We start from the raw sequence: 21,109 nt of genomic DNA, 5'->3' as shown, positions 1-21,109 counted from the left end.
ATCCATCACCAAACTTGTTTGAAGGATGCCCAGCCATGCCTGCATTTACCGAAATTTCACCAGCAAAACTGATGCGTCTGATCGGAACGCCCGATGGGCCGATCTTGATTGACGTCTCGATTGACGATGACTTTGACGCCGACCCGTTTCTGGTGCCCGGTGCTGTCCGCCACAAGCATACTGACATAATGACCCTTCTGCCCGGCCTGACTGGGCGCACGGTCGTCACGATCTGCCAGAAAGGTGGCAAGCTTAGCCATGGCGCTGCGGCAATGCTGCGAGACGCCGGGCTGAACGCCGAGGTTCTGGCGGGCGGCAACTATGCGTGGCGCGATGCCAAACTGCCGCGTGTGCCTGCCGCGTCGATCCCGCCCAAACAGAACGGGGCAACGCTTTGGGTCACCCGTCACCGCCCCAAGATCGACCGGATCGCCTGCCCGTGGCTGATCCGCCGGTTTGTCGACCCGTCCGCGCGATTCCTGTTTGTGCCGCCTGCGCAAGTGCTTGATGTGGCTGCCCGTTATGACGCGACCCCATTCGATATCGAGGGCACGTTTTGGTCCCATCGCGGACCAAAGTGCAGCTTTGACACGATGATTGAAGAGTTCGCGCTGGCCACCCCTGCCCTATCCCGTTTGGCAAATGTCGTGCGCGCGGCGGATACCAACAGGCTTGCTGATGTACCCGAGGCTGCGGGGCTACTGGCGCTTTCGGTCGGGCTATCGCGCCAATACAAAAACGATTCAGAACAGCTGGACGCCGCGCTTCCCTTTTATGATGCGCTCTATCGTTGGGCGCGCGATGGCGCAGACGAAACCCACGACTGGCCTGACAACCGGGGCGCAAAATGACACCTCCCAACTTGTCCGACCTGACCCGAGTATTCACCCGCATTGGCCTGATGTCCTTTGGCGGGCCGGCTGCGCAGATCGCGGTCATGCACAAAGAGCTGGTGGAAGACCGCCCGTGGATGAGCGAGGATCAATTCCTGCGCGCCCTGTCCTTCTGCATGCTGCTTCCGGGGCCAGAGGCGATGCAGCTTTGCACCTATTCAGGCTGGCGCTTACGAGGCGTGATCGGAGGACTGATCGCGGGGCTTCTGTTCGTCTTGCCGGGTGCCGCTGTGATGTTTGCCTTGGTGCTGGCATACGCGCTTTGGGGGGGCATCCCTGCGGTTGAGGCGTTGTTTCTTGGCATCAAAGCCACTGTGGTCGTCGTCGTCATCCAGGCCCTTTTGAAATTGGGTAGAAAAACACTGAAACGACCGCTGCATTGGCTTATCGCTATCGCGGCCTTCAGCGCCTTATACCTGTTTGGTCTTCCCTTCCCGCTTGTGATCATCACCGCCGCCCTATTCGGAGCAATGCGCGCATCAGGTCATGCGCCCCATGACCCACGCCCCAAACGGCCCGCCAGCAACACCGCAGCAACCATCGCAACGTGGAGCGCATTGTGGTTTGCACCGATTGCTCTTGCCTATTTGCTCGGCGCGGATTTTCTGGTCGAGATCGGGCTTTTCTTCTCGAAACTTGCGGTCGTCAGCTTTGGGGGAGCATACGCGGTCCTTGCCTATATGGCGCAGGCGGCCGTGGAATCCGAAGGATGGATCAGTGCGGGCCAGATGGTTGACGGGCTGGGACTGGCAGAAACCACGCCAGGTCCATTGATCCTTGTCACGCAATTCGTCGGGTTCATGGCGGGGTATAATCTGGCAGGTGTCGGGCTGGCCCTTTCCGCGGGCCTCATGACACTCTGGGCCACCTTTGTCCCTTGCTTTCTTTGGATATTCACAGCAGCGCCCCATGTGGAATGGCTGACCAGCCAACCCAGATTGGACGCCGCCCTGCGCGCCATCACCGCCGCCATCGTCGGGGTTATCGCCAACCTGATGTTGTGGTTCGCAATCACGGTGTTCTTTTCACAAACACGCCCTATCTGGGATGGGTTGCCCGGATTGCGTCCCGTCCTGTCATCCGTTGATCTGACCGCCGTCGTTCTATGCGCAATCTCAGCCCTGCTGCTGACCCGCCTTTCGCTTCCGCTTACCCTGTTACTGATGGCACTGGCCGGATTAAGCAGCAATCTTCTGTTCGGTTGATCACTTCATATCTTCCCTTCTAAACGCACTGCGCCTATTCTGATCCAAACCGCAGGAGGTCCCGTCCCATGTCAGACAATTCCGACCAGATCGACTATGGAAATCTGATGCATGACGCCATGCGTGGTCTGATCCGCAAATTGCTTGACGATGTGGCGCGCGATGGACTTCCGGGGCAGCACCATTTCTTCATTAATTTCGACACAAATCACGAGGATGTCGAGATTGCGGACTGGATGCTTGACCGTTTTCCAGACGATATGACCATCGTTTTACAGCATTGGTTTGATAACCTCGATGTGCGCGAAGATGGCTTTTCCGTTACCCTGAACTTTGGCGACCAGCCGGAAACACTCTACGTTCCATATGATGCCATTCGCACCTTTGTGGATCCATCCGTCGAATTTGGTCTGCGGTTCGAAATGCAGGAAGAACACCACCCTGATCTGCATTTGGCTGGTGACGACGATCTACTGCCCGAAGAAGAGCAGCCGGTTTCCGATCCCGAGCATGACGAGGCCGAGGCGGCATTCGCGGAAAATGTAGAGGAAGAGCATCAAGACGCCGAAATCGTCAGCTTGGACAGCTTCCGCAAGTAAGCACGATCGACTGGTACGATAACTCAAAGTTTCCCACCAACGTTAGCGGTATCCCACGGTATACAGCATTGAACTTTGCGCCCAGTTCGCTATGAAGAACGCGGTATTTTTGACAAAGGCGCAAAGACATGACCCAGACCCGCACCGAATCCGACAGCTTTGGCCCACTTGAGGTTCCCGCCGACAAGTATTGGGGCGCGCAAACGCAGCGCTCTCTGATGAACTTCCCAATTGGCTGGGAAAAACAGCCCGTCGCCATCGTGCGCGCGCTGGGTGTGATCAAGCAAGCATGTGCCGAGGCCAACAAGGCCGCCGGTGACATGGACCCGAAAATCGCGGATGCCGTCATTCAAGCCGCAAGCGAAGTGGTTGCGGGCAAGTTCGACGACAACTTCCCGCTGGTTGTCTGGCAGACCGGTTCTGGCACGCAGTCGAACATGAACTCGAACGAAGTGATCGCCAATCGTGCGATTGAAATCATGGGCGGCGTGATTGGCTCGAAAGACCCAGTGCACCCGAATGATCACTGCAACATGGGTCAATCTTCGAACGACACCTTCCCGACTGCGATGCACATTGCCACCGCCATGATGGTGCGTGACGTGCTGCTGCCCGGACTTGAGAAGCTTCTGAAAGGCCTTGAAGCCAAAGAAGAAGAGTTCAAAGACATCATCAAGATCGGCCGCACCCATACTCAGGACGCGACTCCGCTGACACTGGGTCAGGAATTCTCGGGCTATGCCCACATGGTCCGCCAAGGCATTGAACGTGTGAAGCTGGCCCTGCCCGGCATCTATGAACTGGCGCAAGGCGGCACCGCTGTTGGCACCGGGCTGAACACCAAGAAAGGCTGGGGCGAAACCGTTGCGGCCAACATGGCCCGCATCACCGACCTGCCCTTCGTGACAGCGCCGAACAAGTTCGAAGCGCTTGCTGCCCATGATGCTATGGTCTTTATGTCGGGCGCCTTGGCCACAGTTGCAGGCTCTTGCTATAAAATTGCCAACGACATCCGTTTCTTGGGCTCCGGTCCCCGTTCGGGTCTGGGCGAGCTGATCTTGCCGGAAAACGAGCCGGGATCATCGATCATGCCGGGCAAAGTGAACCCCACGCAGGCCGAGGCGCTGACACAGGTCGCCGCCCACGTGATGGGCAACAACGCCGCGATGAGTTTTGCGGGCTCGCAAGGTCACTTTGAACTCAACGTCTATAACCCGATGATGAGCTACAACCTGCTGCAGTCGATCCAACTTCTGGGCGACGCGACAGACAGCTTCACCGAGCGTATGTTGAACGGCATCCAAGCCAATGAGCCGCGCATCGACAAACTGATGAAAGAAAGCCTGATGCTGGTCACCGCTCTGGCCCCCACCATCGGGTACGACAACGCGACCAAAGTGGCCAAGACCGCCCACAAGAACGGCACCACCCTGAAGGAAGAAGCCATCGCGCTTGGTTTCGTGGACGACAAGACCTTTGACGAGGTTGTGCGTCCAGAACAGATGATCGGCCCTAAGGACTGATGGAAAAGCCGGTCAACCTGAACCGGTATCGAAAAGAAAAAGCGCGGGCCGACAAAAAGGCCCGTGCTGACCAAAACGCTCTGAAATACGGGCGCACCAAGGCACAAGTGAAGGCCGAGAATGCTGACGCGTCACGTGCCAGGTCTCATGTTGATGGTCACGAGTTGGATCAAGAAAAATGAGCAGGCCCGAAAAACACTCACTTACTCTTCACGGACACCGCACGTCCGTCTCTCTGGAACCCGAGTTCTGGAAAGTTTTTCAAGACATCGCAAAAGCACGCGGCCTTCCGCTGAATGCTTTGGCTGCAGAAATTGACAATGAACGCGGCGTTGACCGTGGTCTGGCATCGGCCATCCGGGTCTACGTTCTGGAATACACCCAGAACCCAAAAGGCACCTAAGCGTTACGTGTCTTAGTTCCGCAGTGCCGCACGAATGCGAGCAGCACGATGCCGTTCGCGCAGTTCACGCGGTGAAAGCTCTTCGGCATCTTGCCCTTGTTGCAGGACATCTTGGAAGAGACCTTCCAGTTCTTCTCTCGACAAATTCTCTTGGTTTTCGGCATCGTCAGCGCGTACGCCGAAAATACGCCATGCAGGAAGCGACATACGGTACCCCCCCCTTTTTGGAGCAGTTAGATTGGCAGCTATAGGCATCATCACATTCCCCAATGTGTTTCCCCTGATTGAATACATATTGGACAAGTTGACGTTTCGGTAAACGGGGAAAAGCAGCGCTTCTGTCACCAAAAAGCTTGGCAACCTTGCAAGCTTTTGATTTTCAGTCGATTTAATCGACATTCCGTGGGGTAATGGTCAGCCAAATTCCATCTTTTCCACGCACGGTCAGATGCGCCACAGGCATCGCAGGCCGGGTTTTCACCAGTTCAAACCGGTAAGATCGCACCAGCATGGACAGGATCAACGGGCCTTCGATCATGGCAAAACCGGACCCTGGACAAACCCTTTGCCCTGCCGAAAAGGGAATGTAGGCGTTGCGCAAGCATTCCTTGCCGTTCTGCGTTTGAAACCGATCAGGATCAAATCCATCAGGGTTGTCCCACAGGCGTTCATGGCGATGCAGGTGCCATGGGCTTAGAACGATCTGGCTACCTGCAGGGACGTCGCGTGCCCGAAAGTGTTCAGGGCATTGCGCTTCGCGCACCATCATGGGCACTGGTGGATAGAGCCGCATCGTTTCACGAAACACATCGCGCGAGACGCGCAGCTTTGACATGACCGAGAAATAGACTTTCTCGGGGTCAATCTCGGCAAGTGCCTCTGTAGCAACACGATCCTGCCAGTCGGGATAAAGCGCCAAAAGATAGAGCGCCCAAGCCAGTGAAGACGCACTTGTTTCGTGACCTGCCAAGAAGAAGATGGCCACCTGATCCACCATCTCATCCGTGTCGAAACACACACCCGTTTCCGGATCCGGCGTGGTCATGATCTTGGTGGCCAGATCATCCGGAGCATCCCCGTCTTGGATGGCGCGCATACGATCCTGTGTCAGCTGTTCAATCAGTTCACGGATCACCTTGGCGGTGCGTTTGGTGTCACGCTTGTGAAAGCGGGGAAACCACTTTGGCAAAGGCAAGAATGCACCCAAGTTCAGAACGGGCTGAGTGCGTTGATGGTCTTTGAACTCTTCAAACACTCGGCCTGCGACCTCGTGCTCGATAGGGATCGAGAAAAGCGTGCGGAAAATCACGTCGGCCGCCGCATGGCTGGTGTGGCTTTCGATCTCAACCGGGTTTCCGTCTGCATGCGTAGCAAGGCGCGCGACGACGGCGTTTGCTGCATCCCACATGGCAGGAAAGACTTCACGCAGCCGACCGCCTTCAAAGGCCGGATCGATGATGCGACGTTGGCGTTTCCAAACCTCACCATTGGTGACAAAAACCGAGTTTCTAAGCAGCGGGGCCAGCCCTTCGCGGATACGGTCAGATTTTGGGAAGTCATCAGGGCGTTGTTTCAGAACCAGGTCGATCAGCTCGGGATCATTACACATATAGCTTCGGAAGAACGGCGTGCGAAACTCTGCCATCCATGCATGATAAAGCCGCGCCGGCTGGGCCGACAGGATGTCCTTGCGAAAAAGCTTCGCATAGCGCCACAGCGACACGCGACCCGGTCGCGAGGGTGGTTTGGGGGGCATAGGATCCGTCATGGCACCAGAGATGTGTATTTCGACGCGCTGACGTCTATGCGGCTTTTCGATGGGGCCCGGTCGCGATACCGATCGCGCAAGGTTTGCGGGCCCGCTGTGATCTGAAAGTAGTCATAATCTCTGGGTTGGTCGAAAGCGCAGAGGTATTGGAAATGCAGCCTGAAAAAGCGCCAACGCAGCTGCGCCCAGCGTTTGGGCGACAGCGTCTGACTAAACGCAGCCGAAAACACAAGCGGCCAGCGCTTGCCCTTGTCCGGGGCAGCCCCAGATACCGTCACGGGATCACACAATGCAAAAGCACAGCCATCCCCCGGCGCGGTCACATCAACCCACGCAATTTGATCTTGTTGTGACAGCCGGTTCAAATCCCGCCGAAGCCGTCCGGCTTTGGGTAGGAAACTGACCATTGGTACCACCTGTCCAAGGGTCAGGAAGTTCAGTTGAGGCCCCGACGCGGGCACCCTGCCCTGCACCAGAAGGTCGGACAGGATCGACACCCCAAGATGTGCGCCAGAGCTGTGTCCGACCACCAAAACCTCGTCCACGTCGGTCGCAAGGGCCGTGGCAATCTGGTTGCCAAACTCCGCCATGCGCGCCTCAAGCTCCGGCGGGTTCGCACCTTTGGTTGCGGCGGAATAGCTGTAGTCATGCATCAGGTAGTAAATGAACAGCTTGTTGTCGACTTTGCGAAACCAGATCAGAAGGGCAGCTATAACAGCCAGCGTTGTAACCCAACCCAAAATGCGGCCAAGAAGCGGAGAGACCCCACCAATCGCCCATTGCACTAGCCCCCCAATGATCAGCCCGACAACAACCGCCAACAGCAACTGCAAGATCAGGGCAACCACGGGATAAAGCGCAGCAATCACGGGGCCCTTACGAAGCCACATCAAGCGTCGAAGTGTGCCAGTGCTGATATAGATTCCAAGCCGTGCGCAACATCATCAGATAAGTCTGTGGGATATTGCGCTCCATGCTGCTGCGCACGATGTCGGACCAGACCAACACATCAAATTCGGCTTCAGTCTCATTCCCATCAATGCGGCCAAGGACCTGCCAGCCATATGTGGCGGTGCCTTGGCGGCCAATCAAATCTATCTCGTAACCTGATATCTCTGCCTGCGCGGCCCCTTCCGAACGATAAAGTTCACGATAACGGCGCGGAGGAATGGGGTCATAGCCCGGAATGTAGAACACCCGGCGGCGACGTACGTTGATTGTGCTGTCGGCGTAATTGGTCATCTGCCCGGCCTGTACTTTTTGTCAGGTTAGACCGGATTGGTCAGGGAAATAACCCCCAGCGGACAGATTTTGCACCCGTGCTTAACCCAGCGTCGCGATGGCCGGAAACATCTCTAACAGCCAGTAAGAGAAACGGGAAAAGCCGCCCGTCAGCATCAGAAGACCGATGGTCCACAAAAGCAACCCCATGATGCGCTCGATCCGCTCCATGTTGCGTTTCATGAACGCCATAAGCCCGCCCAGACGCGAGAAGAACGCAGCAAACAACAGGAAGGGAATGCCCAACCCAATCGCATATACGGCCAGCAACGCCGTGCCGCGCGCGACAGATCCTTCACCCGCAGCCAACGCCAGGATCGCGCCCAACTGCGGCCCGATGCAGGGTGTCCACCCGAAAGCGAATGCCAATCCAAGAAGATACGCCCCAAACGCGCTGCCACCTTGATCGCCAGCATCCAGTCGCGCTTCGCGGTTCAGAAACGGGATCGAGATCACGCCCAGGAAATGCGCCCCGAACACCATGACAACCACGCCTGCAATTCCCGCAAATAGGGATTGGTTTTGCAAAAACACTGCCCCGAAGGCGGATGCCGCGAAGCCCAGAAACAAAAAGACCGTCGACAGTCCCAGCACAAAGAACATGGCGGCCAACAGCACTTTGCCGCGACCCGCGCCACGTTCGTTCATTTCAGACATGCTGATCCCGGACATATAGGCCAGATAAGGTGGCACGATCGGCAAAACACAGGGGCTTAGAAAGCTTAAAACCCCCGCGATAAAGGCGATGATCAGGGCAGGCGCAAGGCTTGCGTCGATGAGTTCTATTCCAAACATATCTTCCACATAGCGCGGGTTTCAGGCGACGTCACCTGCTGCGTTGTCACATCTACGCGACAAGTTGCGATGTGACCAAGGATGGACAGGGCAATGCGCAGATACTATTGAACATTATGACCTATGATGACGATCTAGATGCGATTGGGCTTTTATGCCCCCTGCCCGTGTTGAAGGCACGCAAGCGGCTGAAATCGCTTGAGAAGGGTCAAGTCCTTAGGCTTCAGGCAACCGATCCGGCTGCTGTGATTGATGTCCCGCATTTCTGTGCTGAACAAGGACACGAGCTTGTGGGGCAGGATGATCAATCCGCCCCGGATGGCGTGACCTTTTATTTCATCAAACACGGTTAAACGAAAAAAGCCGGGCATGTTGCCCGGCTTTTGTTTTTGCTTGCTGTCAGATTAGCGGTTCAGCGACCACCACCCTTTACGCTTCGGCTTTGGCGGCTCATCTGACTTCACCTCTGCTGCCGGAGCAGGCTCGGCAACCGCGACGGCTGCGACTGGTTCAGCAACTGGCGCAGGGTTGGCTTTGGGCGCTTCAGCCGGGGCACTTTCGGCCTCGGCTGCAACGGGTTCGGCCTTCTTGCGCGGAGCGCGTTTGCGCGCAGGTTTCTTAGGCTTTTCTTCTTCCGCAGTAGCCTCTGGGGCTTCGGCAGGAGCTTCTGAGGCCTCTTCCACCTTGGGCTTCTTCGCACGGCTTGCACGCTTACGCTTGGGCTTTTCTTCGGTCGCCTCGTCCGACGCTTCAGGCTTAGCTTCTTCAGATGCCTCAGCCTCAGCTGCTTTTGCCTCTTCCTCGGCCTTCGCCTTGGAAGTCCGACGCTTACGCACAGGCTTCTTGGGCTTCTCGTCCTCGGCAGGGGCTTCGGCCTCTACGGCCTCGGTCGCTACTGCGTCTGCACCCTCAGCATCAGCTGCAACCTCGTCGGTCTTCTTCTTGCGAGACCGCGTGGCGCGTTTGCGCTTGGGCTTTTCTTCCGTAGCTTCTTCGGCAGCATCCTTAGGTGCTTCATCAGCTTCAGAAGCATCATCAGCTTTCGCATCCCCTTCCGAAGCGGCCTGTTCAGCCTCTCCGTTCTCGGACTGCTCAGCATCTTGCTGCTCATCCCCGCCGCGACCCCGACGACGACGACGGCGACGACGGCGCTTCTTGGGCTTATCTTCGCCCTCAGCAGCTGCCGGCACTTCATCCGCGCTGTCTTCCGCGATCACTTCCGCGTCTTCCACATCATCGATGTCAGCCATGATTGACGCATCAACAGACACAACGGGGGCCGCTTCTGGCACCACACGCGTGGCGGTCTTGAACTTCTCGATCGTGTAATCTGGTGAGATCAGGAAAGGATCAGCTTCGATCCGAACCGACATGCCATAGCGTGCCTCGATCTGCGCGATATGCTCGCGTTTGTTGTTCATCAGGAAGTTTACGATACCCACAGGGGCCTTCACCAGAACCTCGCGTGAACGACGGCGCACGCCCTCTTCTTCCAGCTGACGCAGGATGTTCAAAGCAAGGTTGTCATCCGAGCGGATAAGACCAGTACCGTGGCAATGGTTACAAGGCTGGGTCGTTGCCTCGATCATGCCAGGACGCAGACGCTGACGCGACATTTCCATCAAGCCGAAGCCCGAGATACGGCCCACCTGAATGCGGGCCCGGTCGGTCTTGAGCTTGTCTTTCATCCGCTTTTCAACGGCGTTGTTGTTGCGACGTTCATCCATATCGATGAAATCGATCACGATCAGACCGGCAAGGTCGCGCAGACGCAACTGACGTGCCACTTCTTCAGCGGCCTCAAGGTTGGTCTTCGTCGCGGTATCCTCGATCGAGCCTTCTTTGGTGGCCCGACCCGAGTTCACGTCGATCGCCACAAGGGCTTCCGTCACGCCGATCACGATGTACCCGCCAGATTTCAACTGCACCGTCGGGTTAAACATTCCCGACAGATAGCTTTCGACCTGATAGCGCGCAAAAAGCGGCATGGCATCTGTATAGTGCTTCACGTTCTTAGCGTGGGACGGCATGATCATCTTCATGAAGTCCTTGGCCACGCGATAACCGGCTTCGCCTTCAACAAACACTTCATCGATTTCACGCGAATACAGATCGCGGATGGTGCGTTTGATCAGGTTGCCTTCTTCATAAATCTTGGCCGGAGCGATGGATTCCAGCGTCAGCTCGCGGATCTGCTCCCACAGGCGCTGTAAATATTCATAGTCGCGCTTGATCTCGGTCTTGGTACGCTTGGCACCAGCAGTCCGCACGATCAGCCCTGCCCCGTTAGGGACATCAATCTCGGTTGCGATTTCTTTCAGCTTTTTGCGGTCGGCGGCGTTGGTGATCTTGCGGCTGATCCCACCACCACGTGCGGTGTTGGGCATCAATACGCAGTAACGACCCGCCAAAGACAGGTATGTGGTCAGGGCAGCGCCCTTGTTGCCACGTTCTTCTTTTACGACCTGTACCAGAAGGATCTGGCGCACTTTGACCACTTCTTGGATCTTATAACGCTTGGGACGCGGCTTGCGACGCGGACGGATGTCCTCGTTGGAATCGTCATCTGCAACGCGTTCGATCTGGTCGTCCTTCTCGGACGCTTCCAGTGGTGCGTCTTCGTCGTCATCACTGTCGTCATCATTCTCGGAAGATGTCGCTTCAGCGTCTGACTTGGCGTCCTTTGCAGGGGCTTCTTCACCAGCATCTTCACCTGCTTCAGCTTTGCCTGCATCCTCGGCGGGCGCGGCTTCAGCATCGGCCAAGTTTTCATCCGCGGGCTCTTCAACTGGGGTTTCAGCCACCAGATCCATGGGCGAATGGCCCTCGGTTTCATCTGATCCAGCATCGTCCAGATCAATCACGTCCATCCCACTGGTGGCTTGATCGATCTCTTTGGTCGCGACGGCATCATCCGACTTGGTCTCTTCGGCCTTAGAGCGGGACCGCGAACGACGGCGACGACGTGTTTTGGGCTTGTCTTCCTCGGCGGCCAATGCTTCCGCATAGGCGCGCTCTTCTTCCAAAAGCGCTTCACGATCAGCCACCGGGATTTGATAGTAGTCCGGGTGAATTTCCGAGAAGGCCAAGAACCCATGGCGATTTCCGCCATAGTCTACGAACGCGGCTTGAAGCGAAGGCTCAACCCGTGTGACTTTTGCCAGATAAATATTGCCTGCTAGTTGGCGTTTGTTCTCAGATTCAAAGTCAAATTCCTCGACCTTGTTTCCGTCAACCACCACAACCCGAGTTTCCTCGGCGTGGGTGGCGTCGATAAGCATCTTCTTTGCCATTGTGTCTTTCTGCACCCGGATCGCCGCACCCGTCCCGGAGGACGCGCAACGTGATAGAGGTGACTTGTAAGGGCGAGCAGATGCGGGGGATGAGACAACAGATCGAGGGGCATTTGCCCCTTTCTGTTTACTTGCTCTGTCCTCACACGCATCATCGCGTTTTTTCTCCGGCCTCGCCTATCCTCTCCGGTCAAACCGGCGGTTCGTGCGAAACCCATTTATTTACCCCCCTTTGCAGCGCAAAGAGTGGGCGCATCAACCGACACCGGGGCAAGTTTGATAAAACCTACTGCCGGGTCATCAATTTCCGGCTTCGGCGGCCAGTCCGTCTTGCGGCTGCGTCCCGAAGCGCTTTTAACCTGTCATGATGTGGTCTGCGGCTTTTCAGTACCGGCATCCGTCGCCATGACAGCGAAACTCTCTGAACGGGGCGTGTTTCAACTTACGCCTCCGTTTCCTGAACATAAGTGCTGCACCCATGAAATGACAATGGGCAAAATGCTTTTCACTGCAGAAGTTTTTCCTACCGGCCAATGTATAGCGGCGACAAATCACTCTATTTCAGGTTGTTTTTCTAGGCTGGGGCGCTTCGGTTTATCCCAGTACCTGGCTTAAAACCGAAACGCTTTAATAGAGCCCGCCCGAGGAAAGCGAGCCAAAATCAGCTTTCCCAGGCACCACAACGGTTTTACCTGTCGAGGTTTTAACCTTTGCAGAGTTCTCTGAAGCGTTATCGAACAACGGAAGGTTAGCCCCCATCGCAAAACCACCATCGAACATGACACCGAACAACGGTTCCTCACCGTCACGGAAGTATTCTGCCACCACGTGATCGCCACTTGCATTATTGGGCAAGCGCGCACCAGAGAAACGGTCGATCTTAATGAAATGCCCGCCTTTTGGCACTTTGAAGTCTCCGCCGCCCAGTTCTTTGATGGCTTCCTTCATGAAGCGATTGAACACCGGGCCACACATCCCGCCACCCGACGCACCGGGCATCGTGCGCGGACGATCATAACCAATGTAGCAACCCGCCACGATGTTTGAGGTGAAGCCAACAAACCAAACGTCACGTCCGTCGTTTGTCGTTCCAGTTTTACCGGCGGTTGGAACCGGCAGGTTCACAGTCCGGCTGGCTGTACCACGCTGAACAACGCCCCGCATCATCGACGTCAGCTGATAAGCTGTGATCGCATCCATCACACGCTCGCGATTGCTGTCGATCGTGGGCTCTGCACCGGATGTCAGCACAGGATCATCACAGTTCACACAGTCACGGCGATCGTGGCGGTAAACGGTTTTCCCCCATCGGTCTTGCACGCGGTCGACCAATGTCGGCTCAACCCGTTCGCCACCATTTGCAAACATCGCATAGGCCGCTACCATCTTGAAAAGAGTGGTTTCTTCCGACCCCAATGCGTTTGCAAGGAAGGGGTTCATACGTTCGTAAACACCAAAGCGTTCTGCATATCCTGCAACCGTATCCATCCCAATTTCCTGTGCCAAACGCACCGTCATCAGGTTTCGCGATTGCTCGATCCCGGTCCGCAAAGGTGTCGGACCATAAAACTTGTTCGACGCATTCTTAGGGCGCCAAATCTCGCCCCCGGAAACGACTTCAATCGGCGCATCGATCACAATCGTTGCAGGTGAGAACCCGCTGTCCAAAGCTGCTGCATAAACAAAAGGCTTAAAGCTTGATCCCGGCTGTCGTTGGGCCTGTGTCGCACGGTTGTAGACCGAGTGCTGATAACTAAACCCGCCCTGCATCGCCAAAACACGTCCGGTATTCACGTCCATGGCCATAAAACCGCCCTGCACTTCCGGAATCTGACGCAATGTCCAGCGGATAAAGCTGCCATCATCATCTTTCACCATGCGGCGGACATGCACGACTTCGCCCAGCTGTAGCAGATCGCCTGCCACGCGGGCTTTGCGGCCCAGATTTCCATCTTCGTTCAAGCGGCGTGCCCAGGTGACGTCTTTGGCCGGGATCCAATGCCCGTCTTCATCTTCGTCAACACCCTCGATCCCAATACGGGCATCATTTCCGCCAAGCTCAAGCACGACGGCCGGGTACCACCCTGCCACATCGCGCGGGAACTTCGTCTCGGCCAAGGCAGCGCGCCAACTGGCTTCGTCCACCAATGCGCCGTCAGGTAGCGTGACACCGGTTGGGCGCCAGACACCACGGCTCCTGTCAAACTTCTCAAGCCCATTGCGAAGGCTGGCCGCTGCGACTTCTTGCAGGTGCGGGTGCTCTGTCGCGCGAATGGTCAGACCGCCGGTGAAAAATTCTTCTTCCCCGAAGTCGATGCTAAGCTGGCGACGGATCTCATCCGTGAAGTAATCCCTGTTTGGCAACGCGGTGCGGAACCCTTCGAAGTCACCGTTTTGCACGGATCGAAGCGGCAATGCGACTTCGGCTTCGTACACGGCCTTATCCAAATAGCCGTTTTGATACATCTCACGCAGCACATAGTCGCGACGTCCAAGGGCAACTTCTTTGTTGCGCACCGGATGAAGGCGGGCGGGCTTTTTGGGAAGGGTCGCCAGATACGCGGCCTCGTGCGGCTCCAATTCATCCAGCGTTTTGTTGAAATAGGTCTGGGCCGCGGCGGTCACGCCGTACGAGTTCTGACCCAAGAAAATCTCGTTCAGATACAGCGCCAGAATATCATCCTTGGACAGAGTGTTTTCCAGTCGCACCGACAAGATCAGCTCTTTGATCTTACGTTCGGCAGAACGTTCTGAGCTGAGCAGGAAGTTTTTCACAACCTGCTGCGGGATCGTCGACGCCCCACGCAAAGCACCTCCGCGTGCTGCCTCAATCCCGGCGGCGGCGATGCCGCGTGGGTCAAAGCCCGCGTGATTGTAGAAATTTTTATCCTCGGCCGAGATGAAAGCATGCTTCACCAAATCCGGAATTTCATCCGCCGGTGCGAACAAACGACGTTCACGCGCAAATTCATCCATCAGCTGGCCTTCACCGGAATAAACCCGGCTGATCGTCGCGGGCGTATAGTTTGCCAACTGCTCGTGACTAGGCAAGTCCCTAGAATACATCCAGAAAACGCCACCCACAACAAGTGCAGCCATTAAAATCGCAAGGGTGATGCCCGTGAAGGCGGCACCAAATATACCAAGGACGAATCTAATCACGCCTGAAGCTCCTAAGGAAAGTCCTCCTCCCTATAAAGGGACGCTCTGGCCGGGTCAAAACCCCCCAAGGGGGAAAATAGGCCAGTTTCCACCAATGCGCAGACATCATAGCGGTCTAACTTGGCCGCATTCCCCCTTCTTAAGTGGCCCTATTCCCGTGTCAGGTTCACCGCCAAGCTTCTATAAAACCAAGCTTCTATAAAACAAGGAGATACCAGTGCAGCGTTGGGCCGTCATATTCACAGACAAACCTGAGATGAACAACATTCGTGCCAACACGAAGACGCGCGACGCCCATGTGGCCTTTGCTTTGGCCCACCCCGAGCTTGTCATCGGCGGGGGCCTGAAGCCAAGTCCAGAAGCCAATTTCTGTGGTGCGCTCTGGATTGTTGACGCTGACACCCGCGACGCGGTCGAAGCGCTCATTAAAGAAGATCCGTTCTTTGTGCCTGCCTATCGCAGCTATCAGATCTTCACATGGGGCAAGATTTTAGAAGATCAATCCGCAATTCTATAAGCCCACGCGCAAGGACAAAAACAGCAGTAGATTGCAACCACCCCACGCACCGCCTATGTCTTGAGGAACAAATATTCGGAGGTTTCATGTTTTCCACCCTACCCCCACAAATTCTGCGAGATGCAACTGCCGGTACAGGGGATAACCCCTTCGGAGATCTGCCGGAATGGGATCTGTCTGATCTCTACACCTCGCAAGACGCGCCAGAGCTTGAGCGTGACCTGAAATGGCTTGAAACGGCATGTGCTGATTTCGCCCAGACCTATCAGGGGAAACTGGCGGGGCTGGATGCTGCTGGCATGTTGGACTGCGTGAATGCCTACGAAAAAATTGACCTGATCGGTGGACGCATCATGTCTTTCGCCGGTCTGCGGTATTACCAGCAGACAACGGATGCCGATCGCGCGCAATTTTTCCAAAACTGTCAGGAACAGATCACCGTATTCACAGCGCCTTTGGTGTTCTTCTCGCTCGAAGTGAACCGGATAGATGACGCAGTGCTGGACGGTTGGTTCGCCGACAACGCAGACCTTGCGCGCTACAAACCCATCTTTGACCGGCTACGTGCCATGCGCCCGTATCAGCTGTCAGATGAACTGGAACAGTTCATGCATGACAAATCTTCGGTCGGGGCGTCGGCTTGGAACACGCTGTTTGATGAAACCGTTGCAGGGTTGATGTTCACGGTGAATGGGGAAGAGCGCGGGCTTGAAGCCACAGCAAACCTTTTGACTGAAAAAGATCGCGACACCCGCCAAGCCGCATCAGAAGAGATCGCCCGCGTGCTGGGCGAGAACGTCAAGATTTTCGCGCGCGTTCACAACACTTTGGCCAAAGAAAAGGCCATCGAGGATACGTGGCGCAACATGCCCAGCCCGCAGACCGGGCGGCATCTGTCCAACCACGTAGAGCCAGAAGTGGTCGAGGCGTTGCGAAACGCTGTGGTCGACGCCTACCCGCGCCTGTCGCACCGGTATTACGAGCTTAAGCGCAAGTGGCTGGGGCTTGACCGGATGCAGGTCTGGGACCGTAATGCGCCGCTGCCAATGGAAGATGACGCACTGGTCAGCTGGCCTGAAGCCGAAAAGATCGTCATGGACGCCTATGCCGACTTTGATCCCCGTATGGCTAAGATCGCCGCGCCCTTCTTCTCAAAGGGTTGGATTGATGCGGGCGTGAAACCCGGCAAAGCACCGGGGGCATTTGCCCATCCGACCGTCACAGATGTCCATCCCTATGTGATGTTGAACTATCTGGGCAAACCGCGTGACGTGATGACCTTGGCGCATGAATTGGGCCACGGTGTGCATCAGGTTCTGGCTGCCAAGCAGGGCGAGATGCTGTCATCAACACCGCTGACACTTGCCGAAACCGCCTCCGTCTTTGGTGAAATGCTAACCTTCCGCAAATTGCTGTCCGAAGCGAAAACGCCCGCGGAAAAGAAGGTCATGTTGGCAGGCAAAGTCGAGGACATGATCAACACAGTCGTGCGCCAGATCGCGTTTTATGACTTCGAATGCAAACTGCACGCAGCCCGCGCAGAAGGTGAATTGACACCCGATGACATCAACGCGTTGTGGATGTCAGTACAGGCACAAAGCCTTGGCGAAGCCTTTGATTTCATGGATGGATACGAGACTTTCTGGTCCTACATCCCCCACTTTGTCCATTCGCCCTTCTACGTCTACGCCTATGCGTTTGGCGACGGCTTGGTGAACGCGCTGTACGCTGTCTACGAAGAAGGCGAAGCGGATTTCCAGCAAAAGTATTTCGAGATGCTGGAAGCCGGCGGATCGAAGCACCACAAAGAACTTCTGGCCCCGTTTGGGCTTGATGCATCCGACCCGAATTTCTGGGCCAAAGGTCTGGGAATGATCGAAGGATTTATCGACGAGCTGGAAGCGATGGAAGACTAATTTAAGCAACCGATGGCTGACACACCTCAGCCATCGGTTGAATTTCGCCAACCGAGCACACTCAACAAAGTGTTATTCGACTAAAACTTGAACTAAAGTTACAATTCGCAATGTGATTTGCGCATATTGGCTGAACGCCAATGTGTTTTTGTAACTGGTATTTAAGATTATGGCCGATCCGTTCTTCTCTGAGCTTAAGTATCTCGGTGGTCCGCCTCAGGATTTCATCGAAATTCAAGTTGATGGCGGATACGACGTCACAAACCTTGTCGTTACCATTTACAACGCTAATGGTACTATTCGTACAACGAACCCGCTTGCTGGACTGACGCCGACAAATGTTGCTGGCAAAGATGTCTATATCATCGACAATTCGGTCGGCACATTTACCGGTTTGGGTAAAACCAACGCGGTTTCGCTTTCCGAAAGCGGCACGGTCTATTCTTTCGTATCATTCGATGACAACGCAGCAACCGTTTCGGCAACTCAGGGCCCTGCGTCCGGAATGACCTCAACCGATATTGGTCAAGCAGGTGCTGGATCTTCGCTTGTCTCGACGACTGGGGACGTAACGAGCTACACTGTCAACACTTCCCCTACCCCCGGCAGCATACCGTGCCTTACAAGCGGAACACTTGTGACTACCGTCCAAGGTATCGTTCCCGTCGAAGACCTCAGAGCCGGTACACTGGTCGAAACCTTCGGCGGCTCTCATCAGCCCGTCGCCCATATTCTTCACAGACATATCACGGACGCAGACCTTAAAGCGAATTCTCGGCTTTTCCCGGTGCGCATCTGCAAGGGCGCGCTTGGTCAGGGTCTGCCAACGCGCGACCTTCTGGTATCGCGGCAACATAGAATGCTGGTGACGTCCCCGATCGTGAAACGCATGTTCGACGTCTCGGAAGTTCTTATCGCGGCCATCAAACTGACGGACTTGCCCGGCATTTATGTTGATACCTCAGTCTCCAGCGTCACGTACTTTCATATCGTCATGGAGGAACACGAGGTCTTATTTGCTGAAGGCGCACCGACAGAAAGCCTTCTTCTTGGCCCAGAAGCGATCAAATCGCTTCCGCCCGCTTCGTTGCAAGAACTGCACGAGATTTTTCCCGATGAGATGGACAAGTTTGAACCGTCGTCGGCATGCCTAATCCCAGCCAACAAACGCCAAGTCAGACTTGTTGCGCGCCATGCGCAAAACAATCGGGCTTTGCTGTCATCTTACAAAATGCTTGGCTGATCATTCTGGGCAGAACATCCCCCGCCCCGCCGCTATTTCAATTGGCTGTCTTTTGAACCACGCCGATTGAAGCCGGGGCGCGTTTTGAACGCCGCATCCCGCTCACGCACGCAATCGATGCATAGCTTTACACCCGGCAAGGCTTCGCGACGGGCCTGAGGGATCTCTCTTCGCATTCCGCACAATGGGTAAAGCTTTCGCCCACGGGTTTGCTTTCGGCCTTCATGCGGGCCAATTCGTCCGAGACCGAAGCTTCAATCTGTTCGCTTACAGCGCCATCGCGCGCCCATCCACCAGCCATGGTTCCTCCGTCACTGCTTGGAAAGCATGACCTTAATCACGAGTACTGGCAAGATGTCAGCGGGTGGCCGCAACTTTCACAGGGGCGGTTTCGCCAGTGATCACGGGCTGACGCGTGCCGCCTTTTGGCGTATCGTCACGCGTCTCCATCCGCATGATAACAAAGGCAAACTGCACCCCGGCAAAAACAATACCGTTGAACATGAACAGCATCAGCACAGCGATCCACCCCATGTCAGAGGTCGAGATCAGATGCCAAAGATTCCCAACGTTGGTGTACAGCAATGCCGCCACGAAGGCTGCGGACAAGCCGAAGCCTACAAGAACGTTTTGAATGTAAACACGGACGAGTTTTGGCATGGTCATTTTCCTAACTGTACAACCACATAGTATTCCTTTGTATTGGAATACAAAAGCGTCCACGTCGTCGCAGCGCTGGCCTTGGAACTCAAACCTTGGTGTTTAGTCCGATTTGCTCAAACTTTCGTCCGACCACAACCACCTGGAAAACGCTACATCCTGTTGGAACCGTTGGCGTGTGGTATTGCGTTCTTCACCATCTGCGAAAGATCTGATCCCCGAAAACAAGGACACACCCAGTCCTGCTCGGCTTCCTGATAGATCATAGCCCAGCGCTTCGAGCATTGTTGGGTAGACATCAATCAGGGTACCGGATTTTGCTACAACAGAGCGCGGTTCATCTTCGCCAAGGAACATAACAGTGTTTCGGCGCGAGAAAGTTCTAAGTAGTGGGGTGGCGCTGACCATGGGATGCGCAAGGTGGTCGGACATAACGACAAATAGCGTTGCAGGATCAACAACTTCGCGCGCGCTATTGATAAAGTTACGGGCCAGATGACCGGTGCATTTCACCGCAGGTAGAACATCGGACACTGAGTCAGACATTCCGTTTTCCCGGCACTCTTCAGCCAGATAACCACGTGGGCCATGCGGACCGATGGTGAACAAAGACAACGCATAAGGTCGATCTGTATCCTCGAGCTGGCGAAGGCGCTCCAATCCTGCTTTGAAAACTTCGCTGTCGTGATATCCCCATGCCCCCTTATCCTTAGCTCCCACATTCTTCAAATATCGAACGTCCAGAATTCGATCATAGGAATGGCTGCGCAAGAAAGCCTCGAACCCCCCAAATACAGCATGTGCTCCTAGCAACATCTCAATCTGATACCCTTCGAGGGACAAAAGATCCCCCAAACAAACCCGATCTGCCATGAACGCTTGATCTGCGTTATCCATCCGAAAACTTGGTCGAACACCACGCGGCACCGTCGGATAACCGCATTGGGAAGCCACAAGCCCGGCCACGCTCCACCCGGTCATGGGCATTTGCCCAACACTTGTGAACGTTGTGGCGGACTCACGAAGTGAAGCGACCGGATCATAGACATCCCCGAACACCTCGTTTTCATATGTAGATTCAAGGCCTTCTAAATAGACGATCACCAGATTGCGTGGTTGTGCGGGTGTCCCAATGACGACCGGATCTGCCGCAAAGGGCCGAATGGGCTCCAACCCGCCGTGCACGTAAAATGCAACCTTATCCCATGTATAAGCGGAAACTGGGTTCAGAACGGCAAGCACGAGCGCTCCTGCCAACAGCAAAACACTGGCATGCCGTGTCAGCGTCAAAAAAATGAAAATGCTGTGCAAATACACAAAAATCAGCACTGAAGCAGCGGCAAGGATCACCCAAGTTTCGCTTGGAATACCCTTTGTGATATCTTCAGACAAATGAAACACGAATGCATTCACTGTCACATCGCCAAAATACTGTCTGACTACCAACCACGGAAAATATAGTGCTGCAAGTGTCCAGAAAATGACACGTACCTTTGCATCAGCGCGCATCTCTGATCTTGGGCGTGTCCAAAGAACGATCAAGTATGTCAGGAAAGCTGCAAGTGCGACAACGATCATACCTTGGCGTTCATAGACCCCGTGGAAAACGATTGCCCATGTCGCGAGTGCAAAGGTGGCGCACAGCGTGGCCAGAAAAAAAATGTTCGAAAAAGAGGTAACTTGAAGGCGAGAAGGCATTGCAAAACAAATGAAAAAAAGTTGCTTTTCACTATTCCAGCAAAACACCCCCGTCAACCCTATGGGGATTATTGAGCATCAATATGCCACCCTAGGTTCAATTTCAGCAAACTAAGAAACACCACATTCTTTGCGGATGCTTGCCAGCTGAAA

Annotated in this window: 17 protein-coding genes and 2 pseudogenes; 10 read left to right on the top strand and 9 right to left on the bottom strand. The window is 55.2% G+C overall.

The window, feature by feature from the left end:
- Nucleotides 1–35: 35 nt before the first annotated feature.
- The 6 genes from AC0L6A_RS07730 to AC0L6A_RS07705 all read left to right on the top strand — a co-directional run bounded on the left by AC0L6A_RS07730 (nt 36) and on the right by AC0L6A_RS07705 (nt 4,623).
- Nucleotides 36–851, top strand: coding sequence for a chromate resistance protein ChrB domain-containing protein (locus AC0L6A_RS07730; protein ID WP_473293271.1), 816 nt, complete (start codon nt 36–38; stop codon nt 849–851).
- Nucleotides 848–2,098, top strand: a complete 1,251-nt coding sequence (gene chrA / locus AC0L6A_RS07725) for a chromate efflux transporter (protein WP_473293269.1) — start codon at nt 848–850, stop codon at nt 2,096–2,098. The genes AC0L6A_RS07730 and chrA overlap by 4 nt, the downstream gene beginning before the upstream one ends.
- 68 nt (nt 2,099–2,166) lie before the next feature.
- The gene (locus tag AC0L6A_RS07720) at nt 2,167–2,697 is read left to right on the top strand and encodes an SspB family protein (RefSeq protein ID WP_473293268.1); all 531 of its coding nucleotides are present in this window, start codon (nt 2,167–2,169) and stop codon (nt 2,695–2,697) included.
- A 128-nt stretch (nt 2,698–2,825) separates the two neighbouring features.
- Complete coding sequence (gene fumC / locus AC0L6A_RS07715; protein WP_473293267.1) at nt 2,826–4,220, top strand: class II fumarate hydratase; 1,395 nt, start codon at nt 2,826–2,828, stop codon at nt 4,218–4,220.
- A complete protein-coding gene (locus AC0L6A_RS07710) occupies nt 4,220–4,402 on the top strand; it encodes a DUF4169 family protein (RefSeq protein ID WP_473293265.1) in 183 nt (60 codons plus the stop codon). The genes fumC and AC0L6A_RS07710 overlap by 1 nt, the downstream gene beginning before the upstream one ends.
- The gene (locus tag AC0L6A_RS07705) at nt 4,399–4,623 is read left to right on the top strand and encodes a ribbon-helix-helix domain-containing protein (RefSeq protein ID WP_473293264.1); all 225 of its coding nucleotides are present in this window, start codon (nt 4,399–4,401) and stop codon (nt 4,621–4,623) included. Before AC0L6A_RS07710 ends, AC0L6A_RS07705 begins: the two co-directional genes overlap by 4 nt.
- 12 nt (nt 4,624–4,635) lie before the next feature.
- On the opposite strand, the gene AC0L6A_RS07700 is transcribed toward AC0L6A_RS07705, so the two are convergent.
- From AC0L6A_RS07700 to AC0L6A_RS07685, 4 genes and pseudogenes are all read right to left on the bottom strand, one after another.
- Entirely contained in the window at nt 4,636–5,022 is a 387-nt protein-coding gene (locus AC0L6A_RS07700; protein WP_473293263.1) for a hypothetical protein, read from the bottom strand.
- A complete protein-coding gene (locus AC0L6A_RS07695; RefSeq protein WP_473293262.1) occupies nt 5,012–6,379 on the bottom strand; it encodes a cytochrome P450 in 1,368 nt (455 codons plus the stop codon). The genes AC0L6A_RS07700 and AC0L6A_RS07695 overlap by 11 nt, the downstream gene beginning before the upstream one ends.
- 8 nt (nt 6,380–6,387) lie before the next feature.
- Nucleotides 6,388–7,633, bottom strand: a pseudogene (locus AC0L6A_RS07690) (hypothetical protein).
- Between the two features lie 81 nt (nt 7,634–7,714).
- The gene (locus tag AC0L6A_RS07685; protein ID WP_473293260.1) at nt 7,715–8,467 is read right to left on the bottom strand and encodes a cytochrome c biogenesis CcdA family protein; all 753 of its coding nucleotides are present in this window, start codon (nt 8,465–8,467) and stop codon (nt 7,715–7,717) included.
- Between the two features lie 116 nt (nt 8,468–8,583).
- On the opposite strand from AC0L6A_RS07685, the gene AC0L6A_RS07680 reads away from it, so the two are divergent.
- Complete coding sequence (locus AC0L6A_RS07680; RefSeq protein WP_473293419.1) at nt 8,584–8,820, top strand: sulfurtransferase TusA family protein; 237 nt, start codon at nt 8,584–8,586, stop codon at nt 8,818–8,820.
- Nucleotides 8,821–8,871: 51 nt separating this feature from the next.
- On the opposite strand, the gene AC0L6A_RS07675 is transcribed toward AC0L6A_RS07680, so the two are convergent.
- Together AC0L6A_RS07675 and AC0L6A_RS07670 are read right to left on the bottom strand one after the other, a co-directional pair.
- Nucleotides 8,872–11,760: an Rne/Rng family ribonuclease gene (locus AC0L6A_RS07675; RefSeq protein WP_473293258.1), complete on the bottom strand. Its 2,889-nt coding sequence runs from the start codon at nt 11,758–11,760 to the stop codon at nt 8,872–8,874.
- Nucleotides 11,761–12,387: 627 nt separating this feature from the next.
- Nucleotides 12,388–14,922, bottom strand: a complete 2,535-nt coding sequence (locus tag AC0L6A_RS07670) for a penicillin-binding protein 1A (protein WP_473293256.1) — start codon at nt 14,920–14,922, stop codon at nt 12,388–12,390.
- A 217-nt stretch (nt 14,923–15,139) separates the two neighbouring features.
- On the opposite strand from AC0L6A_RS07670, the gene AC0L6A_RS07665 reads away from it, so the two are divergent.
- The 3 genes from AC0L6A_RS07665 (at nt 15,140) to AC0L6A_RS07655 (ending at nt 18,598) form a co-directional block, all read left to right on the top strand.
- On the top strand, nt 15,140–15,439 hold the full coding sequence (locus AC0L6A_RS07665; protein ID WP_473293254.1) for a YciI family protein: 300 nt from the start codon (nt 15,140–15,142) through the stop codon (nt 15,437–15,439).
- An 86-nt stretch (nt 15,440–15,525) separates the two neighbouring features.
- The gene (locus AC0L6A_RS07660) at nt 15,526–17,355 is read left to right on the top strand and encodes a M3 family oligoendopeptidase (protein WP_473293253.1); all 1,830 of its coding nucleotides are present in this window, start codon (nt 15,526–15,528) and stop codon (nt 17,353–17,355) included.
- Nucleotides 17,356–17,524: 169 nt separating this feature from the next.
- Nucleotides 17,525–18,598 carry a Hint domain-containing protein gene (locus AC0L6A_RS07655; RefSeq protein WP_473293252.1) on the top strand — a complete coding sequence of 358 codons (1,074 nt, stop codon included), beginning with the start codon at nt 17,525–17,527 and terminating at the stop codon, nt 18,596–18,598.
- Nucleotides 18,599–18,630: 32 nt separating this feature from the next.
- Here AC0L6A_RS07655 and AC0L6A_RS07650 read toward each other — a convergent pair.
- From AC0L6A_RS07650 to AC0L6A_RS07640, 3 genes and pseudogenes are all read right to left on the bottom strand, one after another.
- A pseudogene (locus AC0L6A_RS07650) lies at nt 18,631–18,899 on the bottom strand (DksA/TraR family C4-type zinc finger protein).
- Nucleotides 18,900–18,955: 56 nt separating this feature from the next.
- On the bottom strand, nt 18,956–19,258 hold the full coding sequence (locus AC0L6A_RS07645; RefSeq protein WP_473293250.1) for a hypothetical protein: 303 nt from the start codon (nt 19,256–19,258) through the stop codon (nt 18,956–18,958).
- Between the two features lie 102 nt (nt 19,259–19,360).
- Nucleotides 19,361–20,836: a sulfatase-like hydrolase/transferase gene (locus AC0L6A_RS07640; RefSeq protein WP_473293249.1), complete on the bottom strand. Its 1,476-nt coding sequence runs from the start codon at nt 20,834–20,836 to the stop codon at nt 19,361–19,363.
- Nucleotides 20,837–21,109: the final 273 nt, after the last annotated feature.

The sequence above is a fragment of the Aliiroseovarius sp. D2-2 genome, from assembly GCF_055809455.1.
This window is presented reverse-complemented; position numbering and strand designations above follow the sequence as displayed.

Coding starts and splice junctions, on each gene's coding strand:
- AC0L6A_RS07705 (WP_473293264.1), top strand. CDS start 4,399: ATGAGCAGGCCCGAAAAACACTCACTTACTCTTCACGGACACCGCACG.
- AC0L6A_RS07730 (WP_473293271.1), top strand. CDS start 36: ATGCCTGCATTTACCGAAATTTCACCAGCAAAACTGATGCGTCTGATC.
- AC0L6A_RS07685 (WP_473293260.1), bottom strand. CDS start 8,467: ATGTTTGGAATAGAACTCATCGACGCAAGCCTTGCGCCTGCCCTGATC.
- AC0L6A_RS07655 (WP_473293252.1), top strand. CDS start 17,525: ATGGCCGATCCGTTCTTCTCTGAGCTTAAGTATCTCGGTGGTCCGCCT.
- AC0L6A_RS07680 (WP_473293419.1), top strand. CDS start 8,584: ATGACCTATGATGACGATCTAGATGCGATTGGGCTTTTATGCCCCCTG.
- AC0L6A_RS07700 (WP_473293263.1), bottom strand. CDS start 5,022: ATGTCGATTAAATCGACTGAAAATCAAAAGCTTGCAAGGTTGCCAAGC.
- AC0L6A_RS07640 (WP_473293249.1), bottom strand. CDS start 20,836: ATGATCGTTGTCGCACTTGCAGCTTTCCTGACATACTTGATCGTTCTT.
- AC0L6A_RS07695 (WP_473293262.1), bottom strand. CDS start 6,379: ATGCCCCCCAAACCACCCTCGCGACCGGGTCGCGTGTCGCTGTGGCGC.
- AC0L6A_RS07710 (WP_473293265.1), top strand. CDS start 4,220: ATGGAAAAGCCGGTCAACCTGAACCGGTATCGAAAAGAAAAAGCGCGG.
- chrA (WP_473293269.1), top strand. CDS start 848: ATGACACCTCCCAACTTGTCCGACCTGACCCGAGTATTCACCCGCATT.
- AC0L6A_RS07720 (WP_473293268.1), top strand. CDS start 2,167: ATGTCAGACAATTCCGACCAGATCGACTATGGAAATCTGATGCATGAC.
- AC0L6A_RS07660 (WP_473293253.1), top strand. CDS start 15,526: ATGTTTTCCACCCTACCCCCACAAATTCTGCGAGATGCAACTGCCGGT.
- AC0L6A_RS07645 (WP_473293250.1), bottom strand. CDS start 19,258: ATGCCAAAACTCGTCCGTGTTTACATTCAAAACGTTCTTGTAGGCTTC.
- fumC (WP_473293267.1), top strand. CDS start 2,826: ATGACCCAGACCCGCACCGAATCCGACAGCTTTGGCCCACTTGAGGTT.
- AC0L6A_RS07675 (WP_473293258.1), bottom strand. CDS start 11,760: ATGGCAAAGAAGATGCTTATCGACGCCACCCACGCCGAGGAAACTCGG.